The following is a 13,417-nucleotide window of genomic DNA, read 5'->3' as shown; positions in this document are numbered from 1 at the left end:
CCGGCGGGGGCAATCGGGAGAGTGGTCATGACGATCCGCACCATCATGGTCTCGGTCGATCTCGGCGCCGCGGCGGCGGACCGGGTCCAACTCGCGGCGGGACTCGCCGAGCGCCTTCCGGCGCGGCTCATCGGGGTCGGTGCCTGCCGCGTCCCCGGCTTCCTGCCGGTGGGCGACATGCTGGCGGTCGAGCGGATCTACGAGGACGAGGAGCAGCGAGCGCGCGAGCAGCTCGAAGGGGCCAAGGCGCTGTTCGAGCGCGAGGCGGGCGCCCTGCCCCGAACCGAGTGGCGCTCGGCGCTGGCCGAGCCCCTCGCCTACCATGCCGAGCAGGCCCGCGAAGCCGACCTCGTGGTCGTCGGCCGGCAGGGACCGGCGGACGGCGATCCGGGGCCGATGGCGGTCCCGACCGGCGCCATGCTGATGGCGGTCGGCCGTCCCGTGCTGGTGGTGCCGCCCGGTCTCGAACGGCTCGGGCTCGGATGCGCCGTCGTGGCCTGGAAGGATACCCGCGAGGCGCGGCGGGCCGTGCGCGACGCCCTGCCGCTGCTGAGCCGGGCGGAACGGATCTGCGTCGCGGCTGTCGGCCCCGACGCGCATCACGAGGGCGCCGAGGGCGTGGCGGCCTACCTTGTGGGGCACGGCCTCACGGCCACGACGCACCTGCTGCCGGATCCGGTGATCGGCGCGGGCGACGCGCTGCTGCGCTTTGCCGGGCGCGAGGGCGCGGACCTCCTCGTGATGGGCGCCTACGGCCACAGCCGCCTGCGCGAGTGGATCTTCGGCGGGGCCACCCGCGACATCCTCCAGACGACGCCGATCTGCTGCCTGATGAGCCATTGAGGGGCTGCCCTGACCGGCGTCGTCATGCTCCGGTGAGGCGCTGGCCGATCTCCTCGATCGTCAGCTTGGTCAGATCCTTGTCGATCTCGGCGATGACGGCGCGCTTCAGACGGTCGGACAGTGCCTGCCGCAACGCGGCCAGCGTCCGCGGCGGCGCAACGACGACGAGGGCGGAGATCGCGGCGGCGACGCGGTCCAGCGCCGCCGCAACCTCCCCGGCGAAGCGCTGCTCGGCGATCTCGTGCCAGTCGGTCTGGGCGATGGCGCTGCGGTGCTCCCCCTGCCGGACGCGGGGCGGCCGGTCCGTTCCCTGTTCCCGCGTCGGCGGGTTGGGCGGGGCCTCGAACAGGTGCTGCACCTTCAAACTGAGATGCAGCGCGTGGCCCTCGTTGCGCAGCACCAGGGCCCGGCGGCCGTCGCCGACCAGGACGTATCCGCCGTGCGGGATCTTGAGGTTGAACGCCTCGGTCATCGGCGGACTCCGAGCTTAATGTGACTTCAGGCCAAGCGGATGGAATCCGATCTGCGACCGGATCCAGGCGTCCCTTCCGTGTGTCCGGCGGCCGCCCGCCGCCGGGGTCATCGACGATGCGTCAGCATCGTCGATCGGTCTCATCCCAAATCCGGTTGATCCCTTCGGGATGGCGGATTTGGCTTCGGCGGGATCCCGTCACGCCCGCGCGATGGGTGCGCGCCTCAAGCGCCGCGCGGGCTTGCCGATACGCGCTCCGCTCTGAGCAAGCGGCGACCGTCTCAGTGGCTCATCAGGCAGCAGATCGGCGCGCCGGCCAGCAGGTCGCGGGTGACGCCGCCGAAGACCCACTCGCGCAGGCGGCCGTGGCCGTAGGCGCCGAGGACGATCAGGTCGGCGGCCTGCTCGGACGCCGCCTCGATCAGCGCCTGGGAGGTCTCGGCACCGCCGGCCTCCCAACGCGTCGCCGTGGCGTCGATGTCGTGGGCCTGGAGGAACCCGACGACGTCCGCCGGGTCGTCCGTGCCCTGCCCTTCATCGATCGCCAGCACGACGACCCGCGAGGCCCGTGACAGGAAGGGCAGCGCGTCCCTGACCGCGCGGCGAGCCTCGCGGGTGTTCTTCCAACCGATCGCGACCCGCCGGGCGTCGAGGTGATCGACGCCGGGCGGCACCACCAGGATGGGCCGTCCGAGATGCATGACGAGATCGCCGGGATCGACCGAGAACAGCAGGGGACCGGGCGGGCCCTTGCGGCCGACGACCACGAGGTCGGCGGCTGCCGCCTGCCCGATCAGGAACGGCAGCGGAAAATCGAGGTTTGAACGCCATTCGATGCGGCTGCGCCCGCCCGCCGCCGCTTCGAAGACGGCGTGCGCCCGCTTGAGGTCGTTCAGGATGACCTCGTTGTTGGCGGCCAGCGCGTAGGCGCTCGCCGGGATCGGGCCGGCCGGCGCGATGGCGTAGGACGCCTCCTCCGCCGCGACGCCGATCAGCCGGGCGCGGAAGTCGTCGGCGAGGTGCCCGGCGAGGTGCACGCGCTCGCGCGCCTCGGCCGCGAGATCGACGGCGACCATGATGCTGGCATAGGACATGGGAGAACTCCTGCCGCACGCGGTTGCGGGTTGGCGGCCGCCGCAAGGCCGGTGTCTCGGCCTCGTGCCGTCCGATCCGAGGCGCGGCATCGTCCCGGAGGGCGGTCGCCCGCTGTCAGGGAAAAGACGATGCAGAGACAAGGGGATAGAGCATCGCCGCCGGCCGGACCTTGATCCAGCGCAAAAGGTCCGATCCGCGAAGGCCCGCCTCCCCGCGGCCGATGCGGTGTCCCGGCCGCTGTCAGGGGGCCTTGATGTCGATGCGCTTCGGCTCGCGCGGCGTCAGCGCAGCCTTGGGCAGCGTCACCGTCAGGACGCCCTTGTCCATGCTGGCCTGGATCTCCTCGGCCTTGATGCCCGCGGGCAGTTCCAGGCTGCGCACGAAGGCGCCGTAGCTGCGCTCCGTGACCTTGCGGGCGCCCTCGGTCTGCTCCTTCTCCTGCCGCTTCTCGCCGCTGATGACGAGGGTGTCGTCGGCGAATTCGACCCTGACGTCGTCACGCGCGAGCCCCGGCAGTTCGGCGGTGATCTCGACCTTGCCGTCCTTCTCGACGACATCCATGCGCGGCACCGCGCCGCCCTGGAAGAGCGGGAGGCCGAGGCGGAGGTCGCCGAGCATCGATTCCACGAGCGGATGCGAGGGGAGCGTGATGGCGCCCGGATCGGCCGAGGGGGTGTGGGAGCGGTGGCCGAGCGTGAGGAGCGATTTGAGATTCATGGATCATCTCCCGTCAGGCGGCTGCGTTCGGCCGCCCGGGAGAGTCTGCTGTCCTCGCGCCGTCTCGGCGTTGAGGTGGATCAAGCGCGAACGATCATGCCGTCGTGCCGGGACGTTTCGCGAGCCCGCCCTCGCGGGCCGGGCCAGGCCACCCCGAGAGCATCGTCCCGAAAGGTGACCGCCGGCTTTCGGAAAAAAGACGATGCTCTATTCCGCGCGGCGATGAGGCCGATCCAGCCCCCGCCGCGCCGTGCGGTCAGGCCGCCAGCTCCTTGAGCCAGGACTGGAGAACCGGCTGCGCGTCGGCGGTGCGGCCCCAGACGGTGGCGCCGACCTCGGTCTCCCGCGGCAGGAAGCCGAACCGGCGCTTGAAGGCGCGGCTGAAGGTCTTCTCGTCGGAGAAGCCGGTGGCGTAGGCCACCGTCGAGACGCGGGGCCGTCCCGTCGGGCCGGGTTGCGTCAGCATTTTCATCGCCCGGAGCAGGCGCCGCTCGCGGATGAAGCGCTGCACGCCGCCCTCCAAGGCGAATTGCCGGTAGAGGGTCGCGCGGGAAAGGCCGAACTGCTCCGCGAGCGTCTCGGCATCGAGACGCGGCGAGCCGAGTTCCTTCTCGATGTATTGCCGGATCGTGATGCTGAGCTGCAGCTCGCTCGCCGGCCGATCCGCGACCTGCCCGCGCAGGCAGGCGCTGCCGAGCATCGCGACGGCCTGGCTGACATGCGGAAGCTGATGAACGTCGAGGGCGTCGGCGCAGTCCACGAGTTCGCGCACGCAGGTGAAGAACAGACGGCTGATCCGGTCGGTCGCGTAATCGAAGGCGTGGCCGTGCAGCGACTCGAGATGGGGGACCTTCTCGGCGATGAGGGGGCGCGGCAGGAGGACGTTGGTCGCGTGGGCCGGCTCGGCGATGATGGTCGCCGGCTGGGCGAGGTCGAACAGAACGCAGGTGTTGGGGCCGACCTCCGTCTCGCCCCAGGCCACTTCGACCCGAGCGGTGCCGGAATGATAGAACTGGATCAACAGGTGGTCGAGACCCTGCTGCGCGACCATGCGCGGCGTCCGTTCCAGGATCTGCGCCGGCGCGCGAACTTCGCCGACAAGCAGATCACCGAGATGATAGTTGTCCATCATGACCGGCTCGGACAACAGGCGCCCGCTCGGCAGGGTCGCTTGAAAGACCGGTGACATCGCCGCGATCCACTCCGCACGGAGCGCGGCAGGATCCGCAGGTGCATCGAAGCGGTCTCGAAGAATCCTCGACATGGCTGGCAAGTCTCTGAGAAGGAACGTCGCGGATCGTTTCAAGTCTGCGGCCAGATGCCGACCGTGGCTCCGCGCCGAACTTCGGCACGGTGCGCAAACCGAAAAATACTGCTCCGATAGAGACAATAATACGCACTGGTATTTCTGTCTATATCAGCTGTGGTGCCAGGCTGGTATGGATATACCAGTCGTTCCCGGCGCTTCATTGGGCCTTTTAGGCACTACCGCCTGTCTCGGAATCGGACAATCGGGCGAGGGCGTCAAATTTTGCGACGATCTTCGCGGTCTCAGTCTCCGGTCGGGCGCGCCGGGCTCGACCCCGAACGGCATGCGCCGGTCAACGTCGCTGCGACGCTCATGGATGTGCCGGAGCGGGGTGCGGCCGGCAAATGCCGCGCGGTGGGACCGATTGGAATTCTGAGACGAAATGAGAGTTCTTTGATATGCTTTGCCTCATAAGCAAACTTTGAGACAAAATGCGACAATCTTGATATTATATGCGATGTAATCGATGGGTCATCGGGCAAATACTTAGATCGTCATCAATTGCGCCGGGCGCTTGATCCCCTCACCGCCGCCACGCCGGCTCCAGAGGATCGAGTCGCCCCATGTCTTCCAGCATCACGCTCTCGGCCGCGACGCGGCAGAACCTGCTCTCGCTCCAAGACACCGCGAGCCTGCTCGCGACGACGCAGAGCCGGCTCTCGACGGGCAAGAAGGTCAACTCGGCCCTCGACAACCCGATCAACTTCTTCACCGCCAACAATCTGAGCGGCCGCTCGACCGAGCTGTCGTCGCTGCTCGACGGTATCTCGAACGGCGTCCAGACGATCCAGGCGGCCAATACCGGCCTGTCCAAGCTCCAGAACCTGACGAGCCAGCTCAAGTCGACGGCGCAGCAGGCGCTCGCCGCCACCAGCGCCTTCACCTCGAAGGCTTCCACGGTCTCGACCGCGCTCAATGGGGCGACGGCCGCCAACCTGCTCTCCACCGGCCCGACCGTGGCGCGGGGCGACAAGGCGATCGGCACCCTCATCGGCGATCTCCCGCCCGCGGCGGCCGTGCCGGCGACGGTGGCGGGCAGCGTCGATTACAAGCCGACCGCCGCCCCGGCGACGATGCGCGGCACCACCTTCGCCGCGACGACGCCGACGGCGGCCAAGGCGACCGCGGCCTCCGCGTTCAGCGCGCCGGCCAGCGCCGTGGCCGGCACGGTCACGGGGGGCAATTTCACGACGTTGACCGGCGCAGCGACGATCTCGGTCACCGCCGGAACCGGCGCCGCGACGAACGTCACGCTTGCGGTCAACGACACCATCGACGACGCCGTCGTGAAGCTCAACGCCGCCCTCGGCAGCAAGGGCATCTCGGTCAAGAACGACGGCGGCAAGCTTGCTTTCACTGGCGCCTCAGACGGTTCGCTCCTGAAGGTCGAGACGACGTCTCAGACAAATGGCCAGACCGGCTTCACCACGGCGTCCGCCGTCGGCTCGACCAACAACGTCGCGGCGCAGACCCAGACCCTGAAGATCGGCAGCAGCACCATCACGATCTCGGGCGGCCGAGCGGGGGCCGATCCGGCCGACGTGCGGAAGGATGCGCTCAAGGCCATCAACGACGCCAATACGGGCCTCACGCCCACCGGCGTCTCCGCCACCTTCGAGCCGGACGGCAGTGGCGGCCAGCGGCTGGTGCTCGCCGGCGCTGCGAACGGCACAAACTTCACGGTCGAGGGCAGCGCCGGCAACACCCTCGGCTTCGCCTCGACCCCGCTCACCACGGCCAACGGCGCCGCGGCGGCGAGCCAGACGCTGACGATCAACGGCACCCAGATCACCGTCGCGGGCGGCGGCGACATCGACGCGGCGGTCACGGCGATCAACAATCAGAAGGGCACCACCGGCGTCGCCGCGAGCAAGGATCCGGCCGACCCGACCCGTCTGCTGCTGACCGGCAAGAGCGACGGCTCGGCCTTCACCGTCGCCTCCTCGAACCCCGCCTCCAGCGGCTTCTCGGCGACGCCGACCAGCACCAGCCTCGCCGCCACGGTGAGCGGCGTCTACACGCCCGACGGCACCCCCGCGACGACGACAGCCGGCAGCGCCTTCCGGGCGCCTGCCGGCGCGGCGGCCGGGACGCTGACGGCGACCTATTCCGCGCCGGCGGCGGCCGGCACGCGCCTCGCCGTCACCTCCGGCGCGGGTGGGGCCGAGAACACGTTCTCCGTCGATCTCGCGGCCGGCGATTCGATCGCCACCGCGGCCCGGAAGTTCAACGACGCGTTCGGCACCAGCGGCATCAAGGCGGCGGTGAGCGGCAGCGACCTCGTCTTCACCGGCAAGGCCGACGGCTCCGCACTGAGCATTGCCAGCGGTGGCGCCCTCGCCGGCTTCACCGCGGCGGCCGTGGGATCGACGAACAACGTCGCAACGGCCACGGCCGGAACCGTCAACGCCCCCGACGACTTCGGAACAATCGGTGCCGGAGGCACGTCGATCACCATCACCTCGGGCCCAGGTGGGATCGGGAACGTCTTTACGGTGAACCTCACGGCTGCTGACACTGATATCGCGAAGGCCGTTAAGACGATCAACGACCAGTTGACCGGAGCCGGGGGCATCAAGGTCGAGGCGGACGGCCAAAAGCTCAAGTTCACCGGCAAGACTGACGGCTCTGCGCTGAGCATCAGCAGCAACAACACCAACGCTGGTTTGACGGTCGCCGCCCTGAACGCGACGAACAACAAAGCCGTCACGGCCGGAACCGTGACAGGGCCAACAGACTACGCGCCTCCCGGCGGAGTCGGTGCTGCCTTCACGATTACCTCGGGGGCGGGTGGGGCCGGGAACGTCTTTACGGTAAACCTCACGGCTGCTGACACTGATATCGCGAAGGCCGTTAAGACGATCAACGACCAGTTGACCGGAGCCGGGGGCATCAAGGTCGAGGCGGACGGCCAAAAGCTCAAGTTCACTGGCAAGGCCGACGGCTCCGATCTGAAGGTCGCCAGCACCGCCCCCGGCGGCGGCTTCACCGCCACGCCGACGCTCTCGACCGGGCAGAAGGTCGCCGAGAGCCAGACGCTCACCATCGCGTCGGGCAACACCTCCGCGACCGTCGCGATCTCCGGCGGCGCCGCCGGCGACAGCGACGCGAAGGTGCAGGCCGCGGCCCTGAAGGCCATCAACGATGCCAGTTCCGGCACGGGCGGCACGGGTGTCACCGCCTCGGCCTCGTCCGACGGCCGGATCGTGCTCAAGGGCCCCGCGACCGGTGGCGCCTTCACGGTGACGGGTGGGCCCAACAGCTCGCTCGGCTTCGGGACAAGCCCGGTGACGGCGAATAACGGTGAGGCCTCCGCCGCCCAGACGCTGACGATCAACGGCACCGACATCACCATCCGCGCCGGCGCGACGCAGCAGCAGGCCATCGACGACATTAACACGGCGTCCGGCACTGCCAGGCTCGGCGTGATCGCCAGCGTCGATCCCGACAACGCCGGCAAGATCAAACTCACCGGCAAGGCCGACGGCTCCGCCTTCACCGTGCAGTCGAGCAATTCCGCCTCCAGCGGGTTCTCGGCCATCGCCCAGCGGATCAACAACAACCAGGGCGCGGCGCAGACCGTGACGGTGAACGGCACCGACATCGAGATCGCGGCCTCGGCCACGCTCGATCAGGTGATGGCCGCCATCAACGCCAAGAGTTCGACGACCGGGGTCACCGCCGGCAAGGACGGCAACAAGCTCACCTTCACGGGGAGCGCCGACGGCCAATCCTTCACGATCAAGGGCTCCGAGCACAACACGCTGGGGCTCGCGAGCACGGAGGCCTCCATCGCCGGCACCTTCGATCCGGGCCAGACCACGCTGATCTCGACGCTCGGCTTCAAGGGCGGCGACAGCTTCTCGGTCAACGGCCAGACGGTGAACCTTTCGGCGACCGACACCATCGGCTCGCTCGTCCAGAAGGTCGGCGCGGCGACCAACGGCGCCGTGACCGCGAGCTACGATGCGGCGACGAACAAGTTCAGCTTCACCGCCACCGACTCGAACACCGCGGTGCAGCTCGGCGACGGCTCGACCGCCACGTCGAAGGTGTCGAATTTCGGCTTCACCGCGACGAACTTCACGGCGGGCGGCGGGCAGCCCGAGTCGCAGAGCGCGCTTGCCGGCAAGTCGCTCACCGTCCAGGTCGGCAGCGGGGCGGCCATGAACACCGCCACCGTCACCTTCGGAAACGCGCCGGGCCAGATCTCGACGCTGGCCCAGCTCAACCAGGCGCTCGCCCCCGCCAACGCCCAGGCGACGATCGACTCGCTGACCGGCAAGATCTCGATCACCACCTCGAACGACGTCGGCGCCCAGAATCTGTCGGTCATCGCCAACGGGGCCGGCAACCCGTTCACCACCGGCAACGCCACGGCCAATCTCGGCGGCGACGGGCTCAATGCCCGCAACAACCTCGTGCAGACCTACAACGACCTGCTCAAGCAGATGGACCAACTCGCCTCGGATGCCGGGTTCAACGGCGTGAACCTGCTGTCCGGCGACAACCTCACGATCAACTTCAACGAGAAGGGTTCCTCCTCGCTGAAGGTCCAGGGCAGCGCCACCAACGCGGCCAGCCTCGGTCTCTCGGCGGTGGGCCAGACCAACTTCCAGGAGAGCAGTGCGATCAAGAAGATCGTCGATCAGATCAACAGCGCCAGCAGCCAGCTCCAGTCGCGGGCGGCCGCGCTCGGCTCGAACCTCGCGGTGGTGCAGAACCGGCAGGACTTCACCAAGCAGATCATCAACGTGCTCGACACGGGCGCGGCCAACCTGACGAGTGCCGACCTCAACGAGGAAGCGGCCAACTCCCAGGCGCTCTCGACCCGCAACTCGCTGGCGATCTCGGCGCTGTCGCTGGCCAACCAGTCGCAGCAGGGCATCCTGCAGCTTCTGCGCTAGAGCCTTTGTCGCTGCATCGTCCCGAAAGCCGGTGACCACCTTTCGGGACGATGCTCTGATACGGTCTTCCGCTTGATCGCTTCGGTGTCTCTTCGTCATTGCGAGGCGAAGCCGTGGCAATCCAGGGCTCCGCACTTTCCGGAAATGTCGCGCCCTGGATCGCTTCGGCTTCGCCTCGCGATGACGGCGTCGGGCAAAAACAGAAGCGATCAACCGACAACGGTATCAGGCGATCCGCGCCGGCCCCGGCGCGGTAGGACGGGAACGGGCCGGCTTCCTCCAGGGGGAGCCGGCCCGCTTCGTTCTGACCGGTGCGGGCGGCGCGCGGGTGGCGCTGTCGGATCAGGATGCCGTCCCCGCCGACCGGGCCGGTTCCGCCGCCAGGCTCGCCAGCGCCATGCGATAGGTCATGTCGTGGGAGGAGAGGGTATCCGCGATGAAGCGGTCCACGGCGGCCAGGCCGCGGGCCGTCGGGGCGAGATCCTTCAAGCCGCGGCCCCCCGATGTGAGGAGCCCGCCGGCCTCGGCCGCCGCCAGGATGTTGCGGACATGCGACCGGGATACCCCGAACCGCGCGACGATGTCGGAAAAGTCGCTCTCGCGGATGGCGGCCCGCGCATCCGCCTCCCGCAGCAGGATCACCCGCACCAGGACCTGGAAGCCCTGATACATCTGGAGGAAGGGGAGGATGTCGCCGTTCTGCGCGATGAACCGGCCGATGACGTCGAACGTGCCGACCGAGACCCGGCGGTGAGCCCAATGGAGGGCCGGATCGCACGCCACGGCGGGACCGTATCCGGGGTCCGGATAGAGGTCCTGCAGCACGCCGTAATAGGAGGACAGCAAGACCCGATCCCACGCGAGAAGTTTGTCCGTCGGCACCAGCAGGCGCAACCGGCCGTCGGCGGCGGGGCGCTCCAGGACGACGTGACCGGTCTCGACGAGGCGGGCGATGAGATCGTCGATCTGCCGCGGACTCGAGAGCCCGAAGGAGGCGCCCGCCTCCTTGAGCCGCGCGAGCGTCGGCCAGGTCGCCCGGTCCGCCGGGTCCCAGGCCGCATGGAGGCAGATGATCGCGCTGATGACGGCGACCCGGTAGGCCGCGCTCTGCCATCCGCCGGGGAAGGTCGCGATTTCGTAGCACGCCACCGTGGCGGCGATGTAGCGTGGGCGCATCCGGGCGTAGTCGGGATGGGTCAGGATCTCGCCGCTCGTCCGGTGCGCGATCTCGGGGAGGAAGCGCTCGAACTGCGACGGGTCCGGCGGACTCGGAACGAAGCGCCCCTCGCGAGCGACCGGGTCGTCCGTTCCCGCGTCCCGCGAGGAACCGCTCGTCTTCGGCATGGAGCTGTGTGTCTCGGCTGCGCCGCGAGGGCTGGACGCCCGAGCGGCGACTGCCGGTGCAGCGTCGCCCGTCTCGGCGCAGAGTCCTCGACGGCCTGTCCTTGGTCATCGATCTCGGCCCGTGAGGGCGAGACGGGTTTAATGACGATGCGGCCGATTGTGCAATGCAAGGCGAATTGCGTAGCGGCTCGTTCCGGCTGCCGCCTCGCAGACACCGCGCGATGCGACGGACCCCGTATCGAGGGGCCGGGCCGAGGATAGGGTGCCGGCGAGGTCGGGGAGTGGCGTCCCCTTCCTGCCGGCGAGATCGTGCCGCCATCGACACCGCCTGTCGGAGATCGTCCGCGTGGAGCGCGTGCCGACGACGGGGAGACCGGTTCAGCCAAGGAGCGCGCGACCGGACGAGGCTCTATTCGGGAAGCAGGTCCGAGTCCGGCGGGCTCTCGACATCGACGGATGCGGGAGCAGCGAGCGGCTTGGCCGCCGGGGCGGACGGCATCATCGCCGCGCCTGAGGCGACGAGCCCAGCCAGCATCCGCAGGTCAACCGGCTGGCGTGGATCGTCGGCCACGCGCGCGGCATCCACCTGGAGCCGCAGGTTGCAGGCCTTCGGAGCCAGCGCGCCGTCCGGCGTGCAGGCATCGTGGCGAGCGCAGGCCGCATCCAGCGCATCGACGGGTGCCGCCGGCCCGTTGTTGCCGGGCCCGCAATAATTGCCGTGCAGCAGCATCGGCGGACCCTCGACCGCCGCTGCGGTCTGCGTGAGTGCTGGCATCGCCAAGCCGGCGACCAGAAGCAGGGGAAGAATCGAACGGTTCATCGGAAGGCGTTTCTCCTGTCGTCGATCGTCTCCGGGCGCGTCGGCCGTCCGACCGCGCTGTGCGCATGGCGCCCGGTTCGAGGAGGCGCGACGGTCGACCGCCGCGTTCGAGCCCTTGATGCTCTCACCTCTTGCTTTCGCATCGTCTTTTTCCCGAAAGCCGGCGGCCACTTTTCGGGACGATGCTCTAGCGGAGGCTCGCGGAGCGCCGCCCGGCCGAGGAGGCCATCCCCTCGTCGAAGGCGGCCCGGCAACCGGGGCTGAGGCTCGTCCGCTGTGCCTTCATGCAACTCACGATGCGGCCGCGGTCCGGTATCGATGTCAGGCACAGCCGCATGACGTCGTCGCGGCAGAGAGCAGCCTGCTCCTCCTCACCGGCCCGCACGCTGGCCGTGCCGGTGGCGGAGAAGGCGATCAGAGCCAGCATTGTGCGGGGTCCGATCCTCATCATCAAGGTCTCCTGTCTCCTGCCCGCCGAGCAACCGCTTCAGCCAAAGCGCTCCAGCCAAGGTGCTCCAGCCAAGGACCGACGGTGAACGTCAGAAGATGTCGGCGCGTTCCGTGGACCCCTGACCGCAACGGCGGGAGGCCGGCGCGCCCTCCGCCGCGCCGGAACGGATTGCCAGCGATTTCGATGCTGCGATGTCTGTGTATATATAAGACAATATTAAAGGTGCCGACGGATTTTGTGCTGAAACATCGTGCCGGAGGGGGGTTCTATGGTGACATCACCATCGGGAGATTATCGATGCAAACGATTCGCATGGCGTGTTTTACTTCGCTTTTTCTGATCGGGGGGCTCGGTGCCGTGTCGGCAGGGGAGACGTCCGGCCAAACCGGGGCCCAGCAGCCGGCCGCGCCCTCCGGCACGTCGCGCGCCGGTACGGCGGGCGAGATGCAGAAGGGCGACGCGATGAAAGGTGGGGAGATGGGCGGCGGCTCGGGCAATACCGGTGTGCCGGGAACGTCCCCCGCTGCGGAGGGGAACAGGAACCAGGATTCGCGCACCACGAAGACACGCGACCGCTGAAGCTGGCACCCCCTTGGCCGGGACCGGACGGTTCCGGCCTCAGGCCGCGACCGGCACCTCGCGATGCAGGTAGTTCGGCCGGAACTCGGCCATGTCCATGAGGCCTGGCAGATCGCACAGCGTCAGGCGCTTGCCCTTGCGCTCGATCAGCCCCGCGCGCTTGAGTTCGCCGAGTGAGCGGTTCACGTGCACGCTGGTCATTCCGGTGGTGTCGGCAAGGTCGAGCTGCGTGATCGGCAGGTCGTAGCTGTTGCCGAAGGCCAGTCCTACCGCCCGCATGCGGACCAGCAACTCGCAGAACAGGTGGGCGAGCCGCTCCACGGCGGAACGTCGGCCGAGATTCATGATCCACTCGCGCAGGATCGCCTCATCGATGAGCGCGGCCGTGCGCAGGCTCCGCGCCAGGGCTGGGCGCGCGCGCAGATCCCGGGCGGCCTCGGGGGCGATCCGGGCGACGCGACAGGTGGAGAGGGTGCCGACCCCGTGATCCATCCGGTTCAGGACGGAGCTTTCGAAGTCGCAGACATCCCCCGGGATGAGATAGGCCATGATCTGGCGCGCCCCGTTCTCCCGCAGCTTGTAGCGGCAGGCGAATCCCTCGGTGATCGCGAGCATGCCTTCCGGCCGGTCGCCCTCGGAGATCAGGTCGGCTCCGGACGGGGCCAGCCGCGTTCCCAACTCGAAGAGGGCCAGGGCGGTGGCGTCCGTCTCGTCCAGCCGGCCGAATCCCTGCAGCTTGCGCAGGACGGGCCCGCCCGTCGCGGCGATGCCCCCCGGGACGACCTTCATCGGACCTGTTCCGCCTGAACCGCCCTTCCACCCGCCGCGGCGCTATCGTCGCGCGGCAAGGCCGGCTCGGCGGCGGGGCACCCCGCACCTG

At 68.9% G+C, this 13,417-nt stretch carries 11 protein-coding genes; 3 read left to right on the top strand and 8 right to left on the bottom strand.

The window, feature by feature from the left end; genetic code table 11:
• The first annotated feature begins 27 nt into the window (after positions 1-27).
• Positions 28-843, top strand: coding sequence for a universal stress protein (locus LPC10_RS17115; RefSeq protein WP_231343644.1), 816 nt, complete (start codon positions 28-30; stop codon positions 841-843).
• Between the two features lie 22 nt (positions 844-865).
• Here the strand turns inward: LPC10_RS17115 and LPC10_RS17110 are convergent, their stop codons facing one another.
• The 4 genes from LPC10_RS17110 to LPC10_RS17095 all read right to left on the bottom strand — a co-directional run bounded on the left by LPC10_RS17110 (position 866) and on the right by LPC10_RS17095 (position 4,316).
• The gene (locus LPC10_RS17110; protein WP_133090264.1) at positions 866-1,315 is read right to left on the bottom strand and encodes a host attachment protein; all 450 of its coding nucleotides are present in this window, start codon (positions 1,313-1,315) and stop codon (positions 866-868) included.
• A gap of 281 nt (positions 1,316-1,596) precedes the next feature.
• Positions 1,597-2,409 carry a universal stress protein gene (locus LPC10_RS17105; protein WP_231343643.1) on the bottom strand — a complete coding sequence of 271 codons (813 nt, stop codon included), beginning with the start codon at positions 2,407-2,409 and terminating at the stop codon, positions 1,597-1,599.
• Positions 2,410-2,650: 241 nt separating this feature from the next.
• Entirely contained in the window at positions 2,651-3,127 is a 477-nt protein-coding gene (locus LPC10_RS17100; protein WP_231343642.1) for an Hsp20/alpha crystallin family protein, read from the bottom strand.
• A gap of 256 nt (positions 3,128-3,383) precedes the next feature.
• The gene (locus LPC10_RS17095; protein WP_231343641.1) at positions 3,384-4,316 is read right to left on the bottom strand and encodes a helix-turn-helix domain-containing protein; all 933 of its coding nucleotides are present in this window, start codon (positions 4,314-4,316) and stop codon (positions 3,384-3,386) included.
• A gap of 683 nt (positions 4,317-4,999) precedes the next feature.
• Here LPC10_RS17095 and LPC10_RS17090 point away from each other — a divergent pair.
• The gene (locus LPC10_RS17090) at positions 5,000-9,343 is read left to right on the top strand and encodes a flagellin hook IN motif-containing protein (RefSeq protein ID WP_231343640.1); all 4,344 of its coding nucleotides are present in this window, start codon (positions 5,000-5,002) and stop codon (positions 9,341-9,343) included.
• Positions 9,344-9,685: 342 nt separating this feature from the next.
• Here LPC10_RS17090 and LPC10_RS17085 read toward each other — a convergent pair whose 3' ends face one another.
• The 3 genes from LPC10_RS17085 to LPC10_RS17075 form a co-directional block, all read right to left on the bottom strand.
• Positions 9,686-10,687 carry a hypothetical protein gene (locus LPC10_RS17085; protein WP_231343639.1) on the bottom strand — a complete coding sequence of 334 codons (1,002 nt, stop codon included), beginning with the start codon at positions 10,685-10,687 and terminating at the stop codon, positions 9,686-9,688.
• A gap of 409 nt (positions 10,688-11,096) precedes the next feature.
• Positions 11,097-11,507 (bottom strand): hypothetical protein, encoded by a 411-nt coding sequence (locus LPC10_RS17080; protein ID WP_231343638.1) that lies wholly within the window; start codon positions 11,505-11,507, stop codon positions 11,097-11,099.
• Between the two features lie 187 nt (positions 11,508-11,694).
• Entirely contained in the window at positions 11,695-11,955 is a 261-nt protein-coding gene (locus LPC10_RS17075) for a hypothetical protein (protein WP_231343637.1), read from the bottom strand.
• Positions 11,956-12,255: 300 nt separating this feature from the next.
• On the opposite strand from LPC10_RS17075, the gene LPC10_RS17070 reads away from it, so the two are divergent.
• Positions 12,256-12,537: a hypothetical protein gene (locus LPC10_RS17070; protein ID WP_231343636.1), complete on the top strand. Its 282-nt coding sequence runs from the start codon at positions 12,256-12,258 to the stop codon at positions 12,535-12,537.
• Positions 12,538-12,576: 39 nt separating this feature from the next.
• Here the strand turns inward: LPC10_RS17070 and LPC10_RS17065 are convergent, their stop codons facing one another.
• Positions 12,577-13,326 carry a Crp/Fnr family transcriptional regulator gene (locus LPC10_RS17065; RefSeq protein WP_231343635.1) on the bottom strand — a complete coding sequence of 250 codons (750 nt, stop codon included), beginning with the start codon at positions 13,324-13,326 and terminating at the stop codon, positions 12,577-12,579.
• Positions 13,327-13,417 lie beyond the last annotated feature (91 nt).

This window comes from Methylorubrum sp. B1-46 (genome assembly GCF_021117295.1).
In the GTDB taxonomy this organism is placed as follows: domain Bacteria; phylum Pseudomonadota; class Alphaproteobacteria; order Rhizobiales; family Beijerinckiaceae; genus Methylobacterium.
Note: the sequence above shows the minus strand (reverse complement) of the source record. Positions and strands in the feature narration are given on the sequence as shown.